Below are 17776 nucleotides of genomic sequence, written 5' to 3' on the forward strand. Positions count from 1 at the left end.
TTCATTCAATGTATGCGGTAAATCCGTTTCTGTTTTTTTAACATCTACAGTTTACACGGTAAATCCACGTTTTGCATTCATTCGTGGAGGTCGTTTCATGTTGTCTTTTCCCGGAAAAGAATCCCCTTGTCACGCATGCCCAAACTGATTAAGTGATTTTGAAAGTCCGGAATGTTTCATGCTTAATTTCTCGGCAGGGACCGGTTAATTAAGTTTACCGACATAACCGGATGAAAACCGGCTCACACTGAAAAACGATAACTGTGTAACAAAAGATAAAATAAGTTAAATCATGTAACTTTTATTGAAAGATACCTCACACAGTTCAAAAAATATCATGTGATATCATTTTTAGGACAATAATGGAGAGTCAGAACTGTTTTCATGTTTTTCTCTCTCCCATTTCCGGTAGGATTATCACTTAACCATACAGAATAAAACGGATGCGGAAACATAACCGGAGCATCCGGACATTAAAGGATTGGAATATGAATTCTATAATAGCCGTGTACAAAAAAACACCGCTTATCATAAGACTGGCTCTAGGTCTCTTTATAGGCGGCATGCTGGGACTGCTGTGCCCGGAACCGTTCATGTGGATGGAAAAACTGGGGTATCTCTTTGTCACTGCCCTCAAATCCGTGGCTCCGATTTTGGTATTCATTCTGCTTACCAACGCAATAGTACATTCCCACATCGGCGACGATAAAGGAACCACTTACGGACTCAAGCGTCTCTTATTGATGTTCTTAACCAGTGCCTTGTTGGCATCGGCATTATCCATAGTAATCTGCACACTGTACAGGGTTCACGTTCCGATGCAGGATATTGATCCGAAAACCGCTGACATTGCTGACCGGTCTCTGCTTACGACCTTCGTAAACGAAATAATCTATAACCCTGTTGAAGCCCTTGTCGAAGGCAGATATCTGGCAATTCTCCTCTGGTCTGCAGTTTTCGGTATTTTCATCCGCCAGTGCGAACAGTCAACCAAACAGCTGGTAGCCGACCTTTCAGAAGTAATGACAAAGATCACCAAGCTCATTCTTGAGCTTGCACCTATCGGTGTAATGGGTCTGATGTTCCATGACATGGTGGAAACAACCAGTAACTACAGCATCAACTTCAAGGACATTATCATTCTGTTCCTGACAATTTCAGCTATTACATTCTTTATCGTCAACCCGCTCATTGTATTCCTGATGACCGGAAGAAACGCATTCAAGCACTTCCCTGCTCTGGAAAAGAGTATTCTTTACTCCTTCTTCACATGCAGCTCCGCCGCCAACATTCCGGTAAACCAGCAGATTGCCGATGAAAAGAATGTAACCAAGCAGCTCAGCACCATATCAATACCTCTCGGTGCCAGCATCCACAAGCCAGGCTCAATCATTACCATCAATATGCTGGCTCTCATAGCCCTGTTCAGCGCCAACCCGCAAGCCGACATCACCATGATGCAGTATCTGGAACTCGGAATTGTGTCTGTTATAGCCTCCGTATGTACAGCCGGCGTTCCTAACGGCTCAATAGTACTTATTCCGATTGCCTGCCGTATTCTGAACGTGCCTGATGAAATGATTCTCAACATCATTGAAATCAACATCATGATTTCATTCATCAGAACATCCACCACAACCGTACTTAACAGTTCAACAGATCTTCTCTTTACCCTTGCCATCGATGAACGTCACAAGAACAATTCATCAGAACTCGTTGACAACATCATCAACGCAAAGCGTGTAAGAATCCGTGAAGAGAACGAAAACGCCATCAAGAAGGCTCTTCAGGCAACCGCAAACGGTTCCGACAAGCCTGAATAAAGCCGCCAAAACAGAGGCTTCAAAGCAACGTGACCTCTGCACATGAAAAGGCATGATTTCAGAAAACCTTTAACGGCACGTTAAAGGTTTTCTTTTTTCATGAACGAAACACACTTACTCACCGTAACTGACCACCGGCGAAAATAATTCAGTTCCCCGATTATTGTCATGCCACCTGGGAATAATCCTTAAGTACTCGTGTTCACACGATGCGGGGATACGCATTGACGTAAGAAATTTATCAGTCCTCAGTCAAAGCTCCGGCCTCAGTCTGTCTTTTCTCCAGCTTCTCCTGCTTTTTCTGAGCTCTTCTGCCCGCAAAAAAAGCTGAAATCATGGAACTGCACTCCTCCTCAAGCACACCTCCGACAACCTCAGGATGATGGTTGTGTCTTAAATCCTGCAGTATATTGAATACGGAGACGTCACCTCCGGTCTTATAGTCTCTGGCACCATATACCACCCTGCCGATTCTTGCATGGATAATGGCTCCTGAGCACATGATGCAGGGTTCAAGGGTAACATAAAGAACGGTATCGGTCATGCGATAGTTGCCAATGGCCGAGCCGGCTGCCCGTATTGCCATAATCTCTGCATGAGCCGACGGGTCATTAGAGCTTATCATGCGATTATGCCCTCTGGCGATAATCTCGTTTCCGGAAACCATCACGGCACCCACAGGCACCTCTCCCAACGCAGCGGCCTTTTCTGCTTCCCTCATGGCCTCACGCATAAAATATTCATCAGACATGCCGCATTCCGGAGGAAGCGGCTTTTCATCAGGAAGATTAGTTCTGGTATCTCTGCTGTCAGTCATCGGAGCAATCCTTAATACAAAAAACCGGTGCGGGAACAGAAATCCCTTCACCGGTCTTATTCAGTAACGTATCTTAATTACAGGGTTCCCTTGTAATCAGGATCAAATTCACCCATTGAAGGCTTGTTCTGCTGCCAATAAGGAGAATATGAACGGAGCTCGCTGATGATTCCCGGAAGCACCTCGATCACCCTGTCAATTTCAGCTTCTCTGGTAAAACGGCTTAAGCTGAATCTTACTGTACCGTGAGCGGAAGTGAATGGAATCTTCATAGCCCTCATTACGTGAGAAGGCTCCAGTGAACCGCTGGTACACGCACTGCCGCTGGTTGCCGCAATGCCGTATTCGTTAAGCTTGAGCAGAATGCTTTCGCCTTCAACATATTCAAAAGCTATGTTTACGGTATTGGCGGTTCTGTTCTCCACGTCACCGGTAACAAAGCAGTTAGGAACAGCCTTAAGAATTCCGTACTGCAGACGATCCCTCAGTTCCTTCACGGTATCGTTCATCATAGGCAGATGCATCTTTGCAAGTTCGCAAGCCACACCCAGCCCGACAATGTACGGAGCATTTTCGGTACCTGCTCTGCGACCGCGTTCCTGATGACCGCCGTGCATGAATGAACGGAATCTGGTTCCGCGACGGAGATAAAGAACACCGATCCCCTTAGGTGCGTGAATCTTGTGACCGCTGAAGCTCAGCATGTCAATCTTGGTACGCTTGAGATCAATATCAATCTTACCAGCGGCCTGCACGCCGTCGGTATGGAACTGTGCGCCTACTTCCTTTGCCATTTCCGCCATCTGTTCGACAGGGAAAATGGTGCCGGTTTCATTGTTTGCCCACATCACGGAAACAATGGCGGTCTTATCAGACAAAAGTCTGCGGTATTCGTCAAGATCAAGACGGCCCCTGCCGTCAACACCGAGATAATGAACCTTGTAGCCCTTCTTCTCCAGAGTGGCGCAGGTATCAAGAATAGCAGGATGTTCCACGGCGGTGGTAATCACCTCACGACGTTCCGGCATGGCGTTAAGGGCGCTCCAGAGAGCGGTATTGTCTGATTCGGTAGCACATGAGGTAAAAATGATTTCGTCATCATGCTCCGCTCCAAGAAATTCGGCAACCTGATGTCTGGCTTTGTCTATTGCATGACGTACCGGTTCGCCGAAATCATGCATGGAACTCGGATTGCCGTAGTATTCCGTGAAAAACGGAATCATGGCATTGTAAACCAGAGGATCCGTTTTGGTGGTGGCATTATTGTCTAAATAAATTCCCTGAACTTTAGTATCTGTCATAAACGCCTCTGTTAGTGATGAGATGAAGTACCAACGTTCACAACCTGGATGTATTCACCGATTGCTTCCATAATCTGCTGCTGAATCCATGACAGTGTCATATCGGTCATCATACAGCCGGTGCATGCGCCTGAAAGTTCAACCTCGACGCGATCCGGGGTAACCCTCTTAAGCACGACGTCGCCGCCGTCCTGAGCCAGAGCAGGCTTCATTCTTTCAATAATGTCCACCACTGCCTGATAGAAAGGAACCGCTTCATTTTCAGGAACATTTTCATCAGACGCAGTAGTCTGAACGGCGATTTCCTTTTCCTCTTCATCGTGAGAATGAGCATGTTCGCACTGGTTCTTGTAGTAGGCATCACCTTCCATTTCTGCCAGTGTTCTGTTGAGGACATCCTCAATCTTCTCAATGCATGAACCGCAGGCACCGCCGGCCTTGGTATAGTTGGTCACGTCCTGAACTGTCTTGAGATTATTTTCTTTTATGGCTCTTACAATCTTGGCCTCATCAATGCCGAAGCATTTGCAGATAAGAGGAGAATCTTCATTATCATGGACATATTCCTCACCCTTGTACTGTGCGACGGCCGCTTCAAGTGCTTCCCTGCCCATTACGGAACAGTGCATCTTTTCAGGAGGAAGACCGTCAAGGAAATCAGCCACGTCCTGATTGGTAATCTTTAAAGCATCGTCAATGGTCTTGCCGATTATCATTTCGGTAAGAGCAGAAGATGAAGCAATGGCACTGCCGCATCCAAAGGTCTGGAACCCTGCATCCTCAATCACTTCGGTTTCAGGATTGATTTTCAGCATAAGACGCAGTGCGTCGCCGCATGAAATTGAACCAACGTCACCGATTGCGTTCGCATCCTCGACGACCTTGGCATTTCTTGGATGGAAGAAGTGATCCTTAACCTTCTCTGAATAATCCCACATAGATAATCCGTCCTCAATCTTGTAAAAACTTTCCCGCAGCATGCCGGAGAGGCTCTCGGCACCGTGAGGAAAAATTAAATCTGTTCTTTCTTTACCGCTGAAATTATAAATCATTAATCACACTTTTATCTTGTTTTTTTTGGTTCACAGGTAATTTTTTTCACTTAAAAAACCTTTTCCGTCAAAAGCTTCGAAAACGTGCAGCAGTCCCCGAAACACGTGATTCTTACAAAAACAGAGTGTTTTCATGGGAATTCCTGCCGCAATAGCATCCATGACAGATCATTCACGTAAGTTTCTCTTTTTCCTCAACAACATGTACATTTTGACCATCCGATCTTTTTACTGACTTTTCTTTTGTGATATATTTTCACTTCACGAATTACATAATCACGGGCGGAGGATGATGCGGAATCGAAAAGTGAATCACTGCGCAGAAAAAAATCTGCGCTTTGCTTTCTCTTTCCTGAACATCCCCGCCTGACACATACAGGAACAGCGGACAATGCTTAATGCAAGGGAAATGGAAAAGATCACCAGCGGATACATGCATCTGCAGTCGAGAACCATATATGCCGTCTATCTCTCCACCTATGCGGAAAACGGCGAAATCATTCTTGACTACGTAACCGCATCCCGCTGCATCAGCATTCTGAACCCCGACGGCAGCCCGGCATACAGTCCGAATGCCACGGAAATCAACGGTTACATACTGGAACTCATCGAATCCGGGCTTGTTGAACCGCAGAACGCCCCGGCTTCGGTTCTCAGTGACGGAACGCCGTACTACAACGGTATCCTCTGCAGACTTCCCGCAAAATTCGACGGCGGAATATCCGACCTCTCATTCAGGCTGTACCGCATGCACGCCGGATGGCAGCCGTCCGCGCAGTTTTCCGAACAGGCCGTGTTCAGCGGTCTCAGTGATATCTCGTATAACCTGTCCGAGCTTAATGACTTCATCAGCTACTGGATTACCACAAAGGCCGTAAAGGATGATGCCCACTGGAATCTCGCCTTCATCTCCTTTCTGAAGAGAAGAAGACACGAAATCTGACGGTTAATTTCACCTTCTCCGCCTGAATTCCGCCGTCAACGTCAGAATGTTACATCCTTCCGATTTCTGTTATAATTGGCAGGTTTTTAGACAATGGAAGCTATCTGACTATGCATGACAATATTTTTGCGGCACCGCGTGACCGCATCGGTGATTTTTCTTTTGATGACACTGTAGCCAACGTATTTCCGGACATGATTAAAAGATCAGTGCCGGGATATTCCAACATTGTCAGTGCCATAGGCATGTATACGGCAAAATTCTCAAAGCCCGGTACAAAACTGTATGATCTCGGATGCAGTCTGGGAGCATGCAGCATAGAAATGAACAGATATGCGGCCGAAGGCTGTGAGGTCATCGGCATCGACAATTCCGAAGCCATGGTATCAAGAGCCAGGGAAATTGTGAAAGGATACAAGGGGAACGGAAAGGTCACCATTATCTCCGGTGACATTACCGACTTTGATTTCGAACCGGCCTCCGTGGTTGTTCTCAACTTCGTACTGCAGTTCATTGCTCCTGAAAAACGCAATGCCCTGATGAAGAAAATTGCGGATGCCCTGGTTCCCGGCGGAATTCTTGTTCTCAGTGAAAAATTCAGATTCACCGACGAAACCATACAGGACACGCTGTTTGACCTTCACCTGGATTTCAAGAAGGCAAACGGTTACTCCGATCTTGAAATAAGCCAGAAGAGGACATCCCTCGAAAACGTGCTTATTTCCGATGACATTCCGACTCACATCAGCAGACTGACGGACTGCGGATTCTCTCATGCATCCGTATGGTACCAATGCTTTAACTTCGGATCGATTATCGCCATAAAGTAAGAATAAGCCGCAGATTTTTCCCGAAAACAGGCCTTGCCGTTCACCCGTACGTTGCGGTCTGCAGTTCTGATTTTCGGGTGCGACGGACTCCCGTGCGTGACGGCCGTATTTTTTATTTTCAGGCCGTAAAAATCTGTTTACCAAAACGGTGCAAAACATTAAACTACGCATCGTGTTACAAACGATATTTTCATGGAGTGATTTTTCATGTTCAGTCCCTTCAATAAGTTTCTGGAAATAATTGCAGGAGATCCGAGTCTCGGCAGATGGCTGACAAGACTTCCTCAGGATCTGGAAAACTTCCTGAAATCGGCAGAAGGACAGGAATTCCGCAGGTATGAAAAAATACTGGAACGCACCAGACCGCTGCACGCCGAATCCCTGAATCTCAAACAGCCTTACGTGTCGTTTGGCAGTGGTGACGCAATCACCGAAGGACAGCATCAGATGCTTAAGAATCTCTTTAAGGAGATGATGCCGTGGCGCAAGGGACCTTATGAGCTCTTCGGCGAAAAGGTTGAATCGGAATGGCGAAGCTTCATGAAATGGGACCGTCTGCTCGGAGGCATTACTCCTCTTGAGGGACGCAAAATTCTGGACGTGGGATGCGGTAACGGATACCACATGTGGCGCATGCTCGGCGAAGGAGCCGAAAGAGTCGTGGGCATAGACCCGTGCGCACTTTTTACCGCCCAGTTCGAACTGTTTAAACGCACTGCTCCGGAAGAAATCCGGCAGAAGATTCATCTGCTTCCGCTCGGCATCGAACAGCTGCCGGCGCTCGAAGCCTTTGACACAGTTTTTTCAATGGGAGTTCTCTACCATCGCAGAAGTGCGGTGGATCACCTGATGCAGCTGCAGAACCAGCTGGTACCGGGCGGAGAGCTCGTTCTTGAAACGATGGTCATCGAAGGAGACGAAAATACGGTTCTGATTCCTAAGGACCGTTATGCCAAGATGCCGAACATCTGGTATATACCTTCGATCCCATCACTGAAAAATTTATTAAATAGATGCGGATATATTGATGTAAAATTAATAGATGTGTGCATGACAACAACCGAGGAACAGAGACGCACAGAATTAATGATTACGGAATCACTGGAAGACTTCCTTGATCCTAATGATCATACCAGAACCGTCGAAGGTTATCAGGCACCGACAAGAGCCGTATTTACAGCCAGGAAAAAAGGTAGATAGACATGCTCAGACATACAAAGAAATTATGCTCAGCCATTGCCGTGATTTTACTGTCAGCAACAGGCTGTCAGACAGCAGGTACCGCACAGAACAGTGCTTCGCTGGACGCACTCAATGAATTAAAGGCCCAGCAGGCTCTGATTCTCCCTGAACTCAGTTCCATCAGGGCGGAGATTGCGGAATTACAGAATTCAAGAACTGCCGACATGGCGGCGCTTAACGAAAAGATTGACCTTGCCGGCAGCAGCCGCAGGGATATCGCCGAGGTCAACAGAAACATAAAGTCACTGCAGAACACCATGAACAGCAGAATGAACGCCACCGCAGAACCTCAGAGGGAAGTAAAGTCCATGAATTCAGACAACACCAAACTATCTGACGGCAAGATGATCTTCGGCGAAGTTGAGTGGATTTACATCGGTGAAGCAGATGCCTCACTCGAAGGCCGTATCGATACCGGCGCCGCTGTTTCATCAATAAGTGCCGTAGATGCTGAAAAGTTTGAAAGAGACGGCAAGACCTGGTACCGTTTCGGCATTCCGCTTACTGATGACAACGTCATCGTCGTTGAGGCTCCATGGGTACGCAACACCCAGATCAGACAGGCCTCAGGCAACGGTCAGCTCGAAGACAGACCTGTTGTCAGACTTACAGTAAAGGTGGACAACTATACCGGCAAGGCTGAGTTCTCACTCAAGAACAGAACAAGCATGGCCTACCCGGTACTCATCGGCAGGGAATTCATCAAGGACATTGCCGTGGTTGACGTGTCAAGGCACCACATTCAGAAGAGAATAGATGCAAATACCGTCTTTACAAACTATCAGGACAACACCAAAAAGAATCTGCAGAAAAAGGAAAGCAGAAAAGAGGAAATTCCGGCAAAACCTGCCGCCTCTGAAAAAGCCGTAGCTGCAGGGAATGAAGCAAAACCCGCCAAGTAAATAAAGCCCTCAAAATCAGAAGATAACCCGTTTATCTTCTGATTATTTCTTTTATAATTGGCACATTTGATATCATCAGGAAAAAGGAACCTGAAGCTTATTCCTTTAACTAATCTAAACATTAAAAAACATATAATATTCAGGACAAAATATCATGATAAGTCGTGGAGTGTACTACCTTGTTATAGCCTTACTTCTGATAACAGGCATAAGTCTGATGTGCTATCAGCACATCACCTATTCCGTGCCGTGGCTTCCGGGCAAGAAGAACGTGGCATGGGACATCGAAGCCAAGATAACCTTTCAGGCCAATAAGGAAAACCTGCCTGTAAAGGTATCCTTTGCCATTCCGACTCAGCAGCCGGGATACAAAGTCGTTAACGAAACATCCGCAAGCCCTGACTACGGACTCATATACAAGGACGTAAACGGTCAGCAGCGAGCTGAATGGAGCAAGAGACTCGCATCAGGCAATCAGACCCTGTACTACAGAGTTGAGGTTCTTGCCGATGAAGCCTTCAACAACACCCTCATGACCGTGCCTGAGGTTTCAGAAATTCTTGAACCGGAGCCTTACTATACCGCCATGGTGCAGATAAAGGACGCAGCCTACTCAAGAAGCGTTGATCCTTTCAGCCTCACCCATGAAATCTTCCAGGAACTGAACAATCAGGATCAGAATGCCAAGCTTCTTCTCAACAAGTACAAGAAGGCAGACCTCATCGTCAAGATTCTGAACCTTGCCAATATTCCGGCCCAGCAGGTAACCGCCATCAAGCTTGAAGACGGAAGAAGAAACCAGAAGCTTCTAACCTACATTGCCGTGTTCAATGAAAACAACGAATACCACATCTTTGATCCAACCTCCGAAACAATCGGTCTCGGCAAGGACGTATTCATCTGGAATAACAACAACAGTTCAACCATTGACGTTACCGGCGGTGAAAACGCAAGCGTAAACTTCTCCATCGTCCGCAACTTCATCAGTGACCAGAAGGCCTTTGACCTGAAGCACAACGTAACAAACTCTCAGGGTAAGGAATACTTTGACCTTTCCGTCAACACCCTTCCTATTGAGGAAAGAGCCGTATTCAAGAGCGTACTTCTCATTCCTATCGGCGTTCTCATCGTAGTGTTCCTGCGCATAATCGTAGGCCTCAAGACTTCAGGTACATTCATGCCGGTACTTATTGCCATGTCATTCCTCCAGACCAACCTTTCCGTAGGTCTCATCGGCTTCCTGGCAATCGTGGGCATCGGTCTTATCATCCGTTCATGGCTGTCTCACCTTAACCTGCTGCTGGTAGCCCGAATATCGACGGTTATCATTGCGGTTATCGGCATTATCGGCATTCTGAGCTTCCTCACCTATAAGATCGGTATTTCAGACGGCATCAAGATTACATTCTTCCCGATGATTATTCTTTCATGGACAATTGAAAGAATGTCCATTCTCTGGGAAGAAGAAGGCCCTAGAGAGGTAATGAAACAGGGTTCCGGCTCACTGCTTGTGGCCGTGCTTGCATACCTTGCCATGAACAATACCATCATTCAGCACATTACCTTCAACTTCCTTGGTCTGCAGCTGATAATTCTGGCAGCGGTTCTCCTCATGGGTAACTACACCGGCTACCGCTTAAGCGAATTAAAACGTTTCAAACCGCTTGCAGAACAGATCAACTCACCTACCGGACAGAAGCTTGAAGCAGACAGACTGAAGCAGGAAATCAAAGAGCTGAAAAAGGATTTATAATATGAATTTATGGCCTTTAAAGAAATACTGCTCTCCGTTCACCCTGGGAAGACTGGGGATAATGGGAATGAACCAGCGTAACGTAAACTATATCGGACGCTATAACGAACGAGCCCTGTATCCTCTGGTCGACAACAAACTGCTGACCAAGGAACTGGCGCTCAAGAACAAGGTTTCAACAACCAATCTGATCGGTTCCATCAAGCATCAGTATGACGTGGAAAACTTTACAAAAATCGTAAAGGACAGAAGCGGCTTCTGCATCAAGCCTGCTCATGGTTCCGGCGGCAAGGGCATTCTGGTTATTACAAAAACCGAAGGAAACTCTTTCTATAAGCCTAACGGTCAGGCCTTAAGCGCCATGGACATAGAAAGACACATATCCAATATTCTTGCCGGGCTGTTCTCACTGGGCGGTAAACAGGACTTTGCCCTGATTGAGGATCTGATTAACTTTGATGACGTATTTGCCGACTACAGCTATGAAGGCGTTCCTGACGTACGCGTAATCGTATTCCAGGGATATCCTGTAATGAGCATGATGCGTCTTTCCACCGCGGCTTCCGACGGCAAGGCGAATCTGCATCAGGGAGCCGTGGGCGTGGGCATATGTCTGCGTTCAGGCAAGGCTGTCCGTGCAGTGCAGTTCAACAATCCTATTGAAAAGCACCCGGATACGGGAGCCCTGCTCTCCAACCTGCAGGTTCCGCAGTGGGAAAACGTTCTGAATCTTGCCGCAAGATGCTATGACATGTCACGCCTCGGCTATATCGGTACTGACATAGTTCTTGATAAGATGAGAGGACCTCTGCTCCTTGAGCTTAATGCCCGTCCCGGCATGGCCATTCAGACTGCTAACGGTGCGGGACTTCTTCCGAGACTTCATTTTGTGGAAGCGTTCATTGAAAAGTACGGCTATCTGCCACCTGAAGAAAGAGTCAAGATTTCACAGGAACACTTCGGCGTTCACAGTATTTAACCTTCCCCCAGTGAACAGATGATAAAACAAAGGGCTGCCCGGAAGGCAGCCTTTTCTTATGGAGCTTTATGATTTGATTCATCCAAGGCCTAAAGGCTCTTACGGATTAAGTCTGCTTCTGAACACGTCAACTTTCGTACGCTCGAAAATTTCATTATCCACCTCACCGTAAATGCGAATCAAGGTATCAGGTGTAACAGTGTTTCCAATGGCAACCGCCAAACGTCGGACATGAGATGTCCTTATTGCGGGAAAATGAACGTGTATGTTCATGCCGGACACTCCACGGATATTCATCTGCGGTCTGACACCGCACGGAACTATACGTGAAGCGAAAAAGTAACCGGCCCGTCATTCTCCAGGAGAATCTTCATGTCTGCACCGAACATGCCGCACTGCACGTCAGGATTTTTTGCTCTGGCCATTTCAAGAAGTTCCGCAAACATTACGGCCGCATCCGCAGGAGGCATTGCCGTATCGAAGCTCGGACGATTACCTCTGTCCGTGTTGGCGGCAAGCGTAAACTGAGGTACCAGCATCATGTTGCCACCGGCATCGCCAACATTGAGATTCATCTTACCGGCCTCATCACTAAAAATGCGGTAATTTGAGATACGCTCAAGCATACGCGCCGATTTCTGCGGTGTATCACCGCGTTCGTAGGCAATAAATGCCAGCACTCCGCTATTCATTGAGGCAATGCACCTGCCGTCGACATTTATTCTTGCGTGATTAACACGCTGCAGTAAAGCAATCATTGAAATCTCCGAACCTGACGGAAACGGTCGTGCATTAAATGCGCTTACCGAATTCCTACGGTAAAAATCAGACAAAAAAATACCACACCCTAAGGTGTGGTACATTTCACCAAAATATTAACAGTATGTCAATTTACTGAATTAGAGAGCAGCCTTAGCCTTTTCTACAAGTACAGTAAAGGTTGACTTATCATTAACAGCGATGTTGGCGAGGATCTTACGATCTAATTCGATAGATGCCTTCTTTAAGCCACATACGAACTTGCTGTATGATAAACCGTTTACGCGAGCAGCAGCGTTGATACGTACAATCCATAACTGACGGAACTGACGCTTCTTCTGACGACGGTCACGATAAGCATACTGACCAGCCTTGGTTACAGCCTGAACTGCAACACGGTAAACACGTGAACGTGCACCGTAGTAACCCTTGGCAGCCTTTAAAACCTTCTTATGACGTGCATGAGCGGTAACACCGCGTTTTACTCTAGCCATTTCCTAACTACTCCTCTGTTATGCGTAAGGTAATAAATTAACGATGTTACGAAGATCAGACTTATGAATCATGGTCATCGCACGTAAATGACGCTTACGCTTGGTAGACTTCTTAGTCAGAATATGACGAAGATTACAGTGCTTACGCTTGAAGCCGTTAGCGGTCTTCTTAAAACGCTTATGAGCACCCTTATCAGTTTTCATTTTTGGCATAATAAAAAAACTCCACATTGGAATATTAAAAACACATAATACGGGAGGCTGTACTTTCGTACCGCACTTTGGTTAACTTCCCCGGATTACTACCTTTTTTTAGGTGATAACACCATGACAGCCTGGCGACCTTCCATCTTAGAGGCAGATTCAACCACGGCAAGATCTCTGTCGACACAAAGTTCTTTTTCAATACGCTTCATAACGTCGAGACCGATGTCCTGATGAGCAATTTCACGACCGCGGTAACGCATGGTTACCTTAGCCTTGTCACCATCTTCCAGGAAACGTATCAGGTTGCGAAGTTTTACCTGATAGTCGCCTTCGTCAGTTGCAGGACGGAATTTGATTTCCTTTACCTGCACCTGCTTTTGCTTTTTCTTCTGCTCTTTCTGAGCCTTACTCTTTTCGTAGAGGAATTTACCATAGTCCATTATACGACATACAGGCGGTTCTGCATTCGGACTGATTTCTACTAAATCAACACCTGCCTCAGTAGCCTTGTTTAAAGCTTCTGAAGAACTCATTATACCTAAAGCTTCTCCATCGAGACCGATTAAACGAACTTCACGGTATCTAATTTCACCATTTATTCTGGTCTTATTAGCGGCCTGTTTGCCGGTTTTCTTTACGTTATTAATGGTATTACTCCTCTGAGTTACTAATTCCGCGGCTAATAATATCCTTTTTGATTAAAGAAATCAAGTCGGAAATTGAATAGCAACCTAAATCTTCACCCTTTCTGGTTCTTACTGATACGGTGCCGTTTTCAACTTCCTTGGCGCCGCATACGAGCATGTACGGAACCTTCATCAGAGTGTGTTCTCTGACCTTGAAGCCGACCTTTTCATTTCTGAGGTCTGACTTAACACGGATTCCGGCCTCATCGAGCATGTCGGTAACCTTGGTTACGTAATCTGCCTGAGCATCGGTAATACCCATTACTACGGCCTGAACCGGAGCAAGCCAGGTTGGGAAGGCACCGGCGTATTCTTCGGTAAGGATACCGATGAAACGTTCCATTGAACCGAGGATGGCTCTGTGAATCATGATTGGGTTGTGCTTTTCGTTGTCTTCACCGATGTAGGTTGCTTCCAGTCTCTGCGGGAGGAAGAAGTCAAGCTGTACGGTACCGCACTGCCAATCACGGCCAAGACAGTCGTGAAGGGTGAATTCAATCTTAGGACCGTAGAACGCACCTTCGCCAGGCTGATATTCGAAAGCGATGCCGTTTTCGTCAAGTGCATGAGCGAGGTCGTGTTCCGCCTTATCCCATAATGCGTCGTCACCGATACGCTTTTCAGGTCTGGTTGAAAGCTTAACATCGATGTTGTTAAAGCCGAATGAGCCGTATACGTCATATACGAACTGAATACATCTGCTTACTTCTGACATTACCTGTTCTTCGGTACAGAAGATATGAGCGTCGTCCTGAGTAAAGCCTCTTACGCGCATCAAGCCGTGAAGTGAACCTGAAGGTTCGTTACGGTGACACTGACCGAATTCAGCCATTCTTACAGGAAGATCGCGGTATGAGTGCAGACGCTGGTTAAAAATCTGAATGTGAGCAGGACAGTTCATAGGCTTAACTGCGTAATCCCTGTTTTCAGAACTGGTGGTGAACATTGCTTCAGAGTACTTAGCCCAGTGACCTGAACGTTCCCAGAGAACACGATCCATCATGAACGGAGTCTTAACTTCGATGTACTTGTACTTATGAAGCTTTTCACGCATGAAGTTTTCCAGGATGCGGTATACGGTCCAGCCGTCGTTGTGCCAGAAAATCATGCCAGGAGCTTCCTGCTGCATATGATAAAGGTCAAGCTGAGGACCAATCTTGCGATGGTCACGCTTTGCTGCTTCCTCAAGTCTCTTCAGGTATGCATCGAGAGCCTTCTTGTCAGCCCATGCGGTACCGTAGATTCTCTGAAGCATCTTGTTCTTTGCGTCGCCGCGCCAGTAAGCACCGGCAGACTTTGTAATCTTGAAGAACTTGCAGAAACGCATGTTCGGAACATGAGGACCGCGGCACATATCGATGTATTCAAGATGATGATAAAGTGCAGGATGGTCATCATGAGAGATGTTCTCTTCAAGGATAAGCTGCTTGTAAGGTTCGTTTCTTTCACCGAATACCTCGTGAGCCCTGTCCCATGTTACTCTTTCCTTGACAACGTCATATTCGGTCTTGGCAAGTTCATGCATTCTTTCGTCAAGCTTGGCAAGATCTTCTTCTGAAAGGGTATGGTCCAGATCAACGTCGTAATAGAAGCCGTTGTCAATTACAGGACCGATTGCCATCTTGGTTTCAGGCCACAGCTGCTTGATGGCGTGACCGAGAAGATGCGCACATGAGTGTCTGATGATCTCAAGACCTTCCTGATCCTTAGGAGTAATGATGCTTAATGAAGCATCTTCGGTAATAAGTTCACAGGCATCAACGAGTTCCCCGTTCACCTTACCGGCAACACAGACTTTGGCTAAACCAGGGCCAATACTCTGAGCAACGTCATAAACTGAAACAGGGTTTTCAAAATTTTTAATACTTCCGTCAGGAAGAGTAATAGCAGGCATTATCCTAACCTCATACGTACTGATACAAACCAAGTATCATGTACTCTAAAACAAATAAAACATCTTTAAAAAAGATACCCTTGAAAACGCAGGCTGACATACCGTATCAGAACACTGTAGGCGGTTTTTCGGGTATTTCCGTAAAAAGTCCTGTCTGCTCCGGGTGTACAAAATTCTCCCGAAAAAACAGACCCGTACAATATAATGACATGAGATGAATTTTGCAAGAGTTTTAACGTGCGGGATGGCGGAAACCATGCCATGATTCCGATTCGCCGTACTGCTGTCCGGGATCGTAACCGCATTCCTTTTTACCGATGAGGCAAACCGCGTATTATGTTCCGCACTGCAGATATTTAAAAACGGTTTGTTTTTTGCACAAGCGAATTCTGATATATTGAGATATAATGCACGCCCCGTCTAATAAAAAACTCATAACAAAAGCTAGTCACGCAGACCGTATCTGATATTCATATCCCACCGGGACGGGCCGGAACATGCGTGCGAATGATAAAGAAACACAAAACCCATTAAAAGATAACGACATGAATTCACAGAAGAACCAGGGATCGACCTACAGCAGCTCGTACAAGGGCGTTCTGAAAAATGAAATATTCCAGCAGCTCCGTCTGGTGATACCGATTCTCATCGGACAGCTCAGCACTTCACTGCTAGGACTCATAGACACGGTGATGGCATCCAGTCTCGGCATTTCGGATCTGGCCGCAATATCACTCGGATGCAGCTTCTGGATACCGCTGTCACTGCTCAGCATCGGCATCTGCCTCGGCCTGTCCCCGATAGTGGCTTCTCTTCTCGGTCAGAACGAGCCTGAGGATATACCGAAGTATGCCCATAATGCGCTGTTTCCGCTCATGATTATCACCCTGATTTCCATGATAGCGCTACTCGTTCTTCCCGGTTATCTGCTCGGACTTACCGACCTTGAACCGGAAATCATCAGCAAGGCCACGTCATATATAAACCTGATAGTCCTGGCTTTTCCCGGAATGAGTCTTTATCACCTCATGAAAAACACTGCCGAAGGCGTGATGGTTGCCGTACCGACCATGATTATAGGCATTGTTTCGGTTATTCTGAACATACCTCTTAACTACATATTCATGTACGGCAAGCTGGGAATACCGGCAATGGGTGCCGTCGGATGCGGTGTGGCCACCGCCATCATTACCTGGACAGCCTTTGTCATTATCCTGCTGTTCTGCAGATACAGCGGCAAGCTGAAGGAATTCCACATTCTGGGAAGAAAGGAAGTCGCGGATTTTGCAATCATCAAGCACATCTTCAAGATCGGCTTTCCAATCTCCATTGCGCTTCTCATTGAAAACTTTACCTATTACTTTTTCGGGTACGCCACTGCCCATCTCGGCAGTTCCTATACCGCCGCACACCAGATAGCAAGCATTGTCAGCGTAATGGTGTTCATGCTGCCGGTTGCCGTATCCACTGCCGAAGCCATAAGAATAAGCAACAACCTGGCCGTAGGCAGTAAGAGCAAGGCAATACTCTCCGTAAAGGCCTCCGCCGTCATTGCACACGCAATGATCATTCCTGTTGGATTGTGCATATTCATATTCCGCCACAGGATCATTGACTTCTTTACCGATGATCCGAATCTCCATGCACTGGCCGCCCCACTCTTTTGGGCCGTTCTGGCGTTCCAGGTACAGGACTCGATTTTTGGCGTGGGACTCGGAATCCTTCGCGGTTTTAAGGACACAAAAAACCTGATGCTGATAAATTTCGCCATTCTGTGGTGTGCCAGTGCCCCGCTCGGATATCTGGTGGGCTTTACCGATTTCTTCGGCAGAAAGTACGGACTCTACGGTCTGTGGGGCGTCATAGTATTCTGCTACTGGAGTCTTACCCTTGCATTTGCAGTCCGAAGCATTTATCTATTCAGACATCATAAATTCAGAATTTACAGATACTGATGTCCTCAGCGGGCGCCTCATGCGGCAAAAACTTTGAATCAGGGCGCAAACGTCGGCAGGAACCATCCCAATGGATCTCCGCTTCCGTATAATATAACGGTGTTCCGCATTAGATGCGGCACACCGTTTTTTTATGCAC

17 protein-coding genes are annotated in these 17776 nt (G+C 46.7%); 8 read left to right on the forward strand and 9 right to left on the reverse strand.

What is annotated here, in order from left to right; translation table 11 throughout:
- The first annotated feature begins 488 nt into the window (after nucleotides 1-488).
- Nucleotides 489-1823, forward strand: coding sequence for a cation:dicarboxylase symporter family transporter (locus QZU58_RS04945; RefSeq protein WP_294495458.1), 1335 nt, complete (start codon nucleotides 489-491; stop codon nucleotides 1821-1823).
- 241 nt (nucleotides 1824-2064) lie between these two features.
- Here the strand turns inward: QZU58_RS04945 and tadA are convergent, their stop codons facing one another.
- From tadA to nifU, 3 genes are all read right to left on the reverse strand, one after another.
- The gene (gene tadA / locus QZU58_RS04950) at nucleotides 2065-2640 is read right to left on the reverse strand and encodes a tRNA adenosine(34) deaminase TadA (protein WP_363174817.1); all 576 of its coding nucleotides are present in this window, start codon (nucleotides 2638-2640) and stop codon (nucleotides 2065-2067) included.
- Nucleotides 2641-2717: 77 nt separating this feature from the next.
- Nucleotides 2718-3941, reverse strand: coding sequence for a cysteine desulfurase NifS (gene nifS / locus QZU58_RS04955; RefSeq protein ID WP_294495460.1), 1224 nt, complete (start codon nucleotides 3939-3941; stop codon nucleotides 2718-2720).
- 11 nt (nucleotides 3942-3952) lie between these two features.
- Nucleotides 3953-4879, reverse strand: coding sequence for a Fe-S cluster assembly protein NifU (gene nifU / locus QZU58_RS04960; protein ID WP_294460445.1), 927 nt, complete (start codon nucleotides 4877-4879; stop codon nucleotides 3953-3955).
- A gap of 505 nt (nucleotides 4880-5384) precedes the next feature.
- On the opposite strand from nifU, the gene QZU58_RS04965 reads away from it, so the two are divergent.
- The 6 genes from QZU58_RS04965 (at nucleotide 5385) to QZU58_RS04990 (ending at nucleotide 11642) form a co-directional block, all read left to right on the forward strand.
- Complete coding sequence (locus QZU58_RS04965; RefSeq protein WP_294495462.1) at nucleotides 5385-5936, forward strand: DnaT-like ssDNA-binding domain-containing protein; 552 nt, start codon at nucleotides 5385-5387, stop codon at nucleotides 5934-5936.
- 110 nt (nucleotides 5937-6046) lie between these two features.
- Complete coding sequence (gene cmoA / locus QZU58_RS04970) at nucleotides 6047-6766, forward strand: carboxy-S-adenosyl-L-methionine synthase CmoA (protein ID WP_294495464.1); 720 nt, start codon at nucleotides 6047-6049, stop codon at nucleotides 6764-6766.
- 207 nt (nucleotides 6767-6973) lie between these two features.
- Nucleotides 6974-7966: a tRNA 5-methoxyuridine(34)/uridine 5-oxyacetic acid(34) synthase CmoB gene (cmoB, locus tag QZU58_RS04975; protein ID WP_294495466.1), complete on the forward strand. Its 993-nt coding sequence runs from the start codon at nucleotides 6974-6976 to the stop codon at nucleotides 7964-7966.
- Between the two features lie 2 nt (nucleotides 7967-7968).
- The gene (locus tag QZU58_RS04980) at nucleotides 7969-8910 is read left to right on the forward strand and encodes an ATP-dependent zinc protease (protein WP_294495469.1); all 942 of its coding nucleotides are present in this window, start codon (nucleotides 7969-7971) and stop codon (nucleotides 8908-8910) included.
- 154 nt (nucleotides 8911-9064) lie between these two features.
- On the forward strand, nucleotides 9065-10663 hold the full coding sequence (locus tag QZU58_RS04985) for an inactive transglutaminase family protein (RefSeq protein ID WP_294495470.1): 1599 nt from the start codon (nucleotides 9065-9067) through the stop codon (nucleotides 10661-10663).
- Between the two features lies 1 nt (nucleotide 10664).
- Complete coding sequence (locus QZU58_RS04990; RefSeq protein WP_294463140.1) at nucleotides 10665-11642, forward strand: alpha-L-glutamate ligase-like protein; 978 nt, start codon at nucleotides 10665-10667, stop codon at nucleotides 11640-11642.
- Between the two features lie 99 nt (nucleotides 11643-11741).
- Here the strand turns inward: QZU58_RS04990 and QZU58_RS04995 are convergent, their stop codons facing one another.
- The 6 genes from QZU58_RS04995 to thrS all read right to left on the reverse strand — a co-directional run bounded on the left by QZU58_RS04995 (nucleotide 11742) and on the right by thrS (nucleotide 15682).
- Entirely contained in the window at nucleotides 11742-11915 is a 174-nt protein-coding gene (locus QZU58_RS04995; protein WP_294495472.1) for a hypothetical protein, read from the reverse strand.
- A 47-nt stretch (nucleotides 11916-11962) separates the two neighbouring features.
- Nucleotides 11963-12400, reverse strand: coding sequence for a D-aminoacyl-tRNA deacylase (gene dtd, locus QZU58_RS05000; RefSeq protein ID WP_294495474.1), 438 nt, complete (start codon nucleotides 12398-12400; stop codon nucleotides 11963-11965).
- 141 nt (nucleotides 12401-12541) lie between these two features.
- Nucleotides 12542-12895 (reverse strand): 50S ribosomal protein L20, encoded by a 354-nt coding sequence (gene rplT / locus QZU58_RS05005; RefSeq protein WP_031579401.1) that lies wholly within the window; start codon nucleotides 12893-12895, stop codon nucleotides 12542-12544.
- Between the two features lie 18 nt (nucleotides 12896-12913).
- Nucleotides 12914-13108 carry a 50S ribosomal protein L35 gene (rpmI, locus tag QZU58_RS05010; RefSeq protein ID WP_031579400.1) on the reverse strand — a complete coding sequence of 65 codons (195 nt, stop codon included), beginning with the start codon at nucleotides 13106-13108 and terminating at the stop codon, nucleotides 12914-12916.
- An 89-nt stretch (nucleotides 13109-13197) separates the two neighbouring features.
- On the reverse strand, nucleotides 13198-13749 hold the full coding sequence (infC, locus tag QZU58_RS05015) for a translation initiation factor IF-3 (protein ID WP_031579399.1): 552 nt from the start codon (nucleotides 13747-13749) through the stop codon (nucleotides 13198-13200).
- Nucleotides 13750-13753: 4 nt separating this feature from the next.
- Nucleotides 13754-15682, reverse strand: a complete 1929-nt coding sequence (thrS, locus tag QZU58_RS05020) for a threonine--tRNA ligase (RefSeq protein ID WP_294495476.1) — start codon at nucleotides 15680-15682, stop codon at nucleotides 13754-13756.
- Nucleotides 15683-16227: 545 nt separating this feature from the next.
- Between thrS and QZU58_RS05025 the strand changes: the two genes are divergently transcribed.
- On the forward strand, nucleotides 16228-17637 hold the full coding sequence (locus QZU58_RS05025) for an MATE family efflux transporter (protein ID WP_294495478.1): 1410 nt from the start codon (nucleotides 16228-16230) through the stop codon (nucleotides 17635-17637).
- Nucleotides 17638-17776: the final 139 nt, after the last annotated feature.

The sequence above is a fragment of the uncultured Ruminobacter sp. genome (genome assembly GCA_902764345.1).
GTDB lineage: Bacteria > Pseudomonadota > Gammaproteobacteria > Enterobacterales > Succinivibrionaceae > Ruminobacter.

Excerpts from the sequence above, each read along its gene's own strand:
- cmoB (WP_294495466.1), top strand. The coding sequence starts at position 6,974 with ATGTTCAGTCCCTTCAATAAGTTTCTGGAAATAATTGCAGGAGATCCG.
- cmoA (WP_294495464.1), top strand. The coding sequence starts at position 6,047 with ATGCATGACAATATTTTTGCGGCACCGCGTGACCGCATCGGTGATTTT.
- QZU58_RS04980 (WP_294495469.1), top strand. The coding sequence starts at position 7,969 with ATGCTCAGACATACAAAGAAATTATGCTCAGCCATTGCCGTGATTTTA.
- QZU58_RS04995 (WP_294495472.1), bottom strand. The coding sequence starts at position 11,915 with ATGAACATACACGTTCATTTTCCCGCAATAAGGACATCTCATGTCCGA.
- QZU58_RS04965 (WP_294495462.1), top strand. The coding sequence starts at position 5,385 with ATGCTTAATGCAAGGGAAATGGAAAAGATCACCAGCGGATACATGCAT.
- QZU58_RS04990 (WP_294463140.1), top strand. The coding sequence starts at position 10,665 with ATGAATTTATGGCCTTTAAAGAAATACTGCTCTCCGTTCACCCTGGGA.
- tadA (WP_363174817.1), bottom strand. The coding sequence starts at position 2,640 with ATGACTGACAGCAGAGATACCAGAACTAATCTTCCTGATGAAAAGCCG.
- rpmI (WP_031579400.1), bottom strand. The coding sequence starts at position 13,108 with ATGCCAAAAATGAAAACTGATAAGGGTGCTCATAAGCGTTTTAAGAAG.
- QZU58_RS05025 (WP_294495478.1), top strand. The coding sequence starts at position 16,228 with ATGAATTCACAGAAGAACCAGGGATCGACCTACAGCAGCTCGTACAAG.
- thrS (WP_294495476.1), bottom strand. The coding sequence starts at position 15,682 with ATGCCTGCTATTACTCTTCCTGACGGAAGTATTAAAAATTTTGAAAAC.
- dtd (WP_294495474.1), bottom strand. The coding sequence starts at position 12,400 with ATGATTGCTTTACTGCAGCGTGTTAATCACGCAAGAATAAATGTCGAC.
- rplT (WP_031579401.1), bottom strand. The coding sequence starts at position 12,895 with ATGGCTAGAGTAAAACGCGGTGTTACCGCTCATGCACGTCATAAGAAG.
- nifU (WP_294460445.1), bottom strand. The coding sequence starts at position 4,879 with ATGTGGGATTATTCAGAGAAGGTTAAGGATCACTTCTTCCATCCAAGA.
- QZU58_RS04985 (WP_294495470.1), top strand. The coding sequence starts at position 9,065 with ATGATAAGTCGTGGAGTGTACTACCTTGTTATAGCCTTACTTCTGATA.
- QZU58_RS04945 (WP_294495458.1), top strand. The coding sequence starts at position 489 with ATGAATTCTATAATAGCCGTGTACAAAAAAACACCGCTTATCATAAGA.
- nifS (WP_294495460.1), bottom strand. The coding sequence starts at position 3,941 with ATGACAGATACTAAAGTTCAGGGAATTTATTTAGACAATAATGCCACC.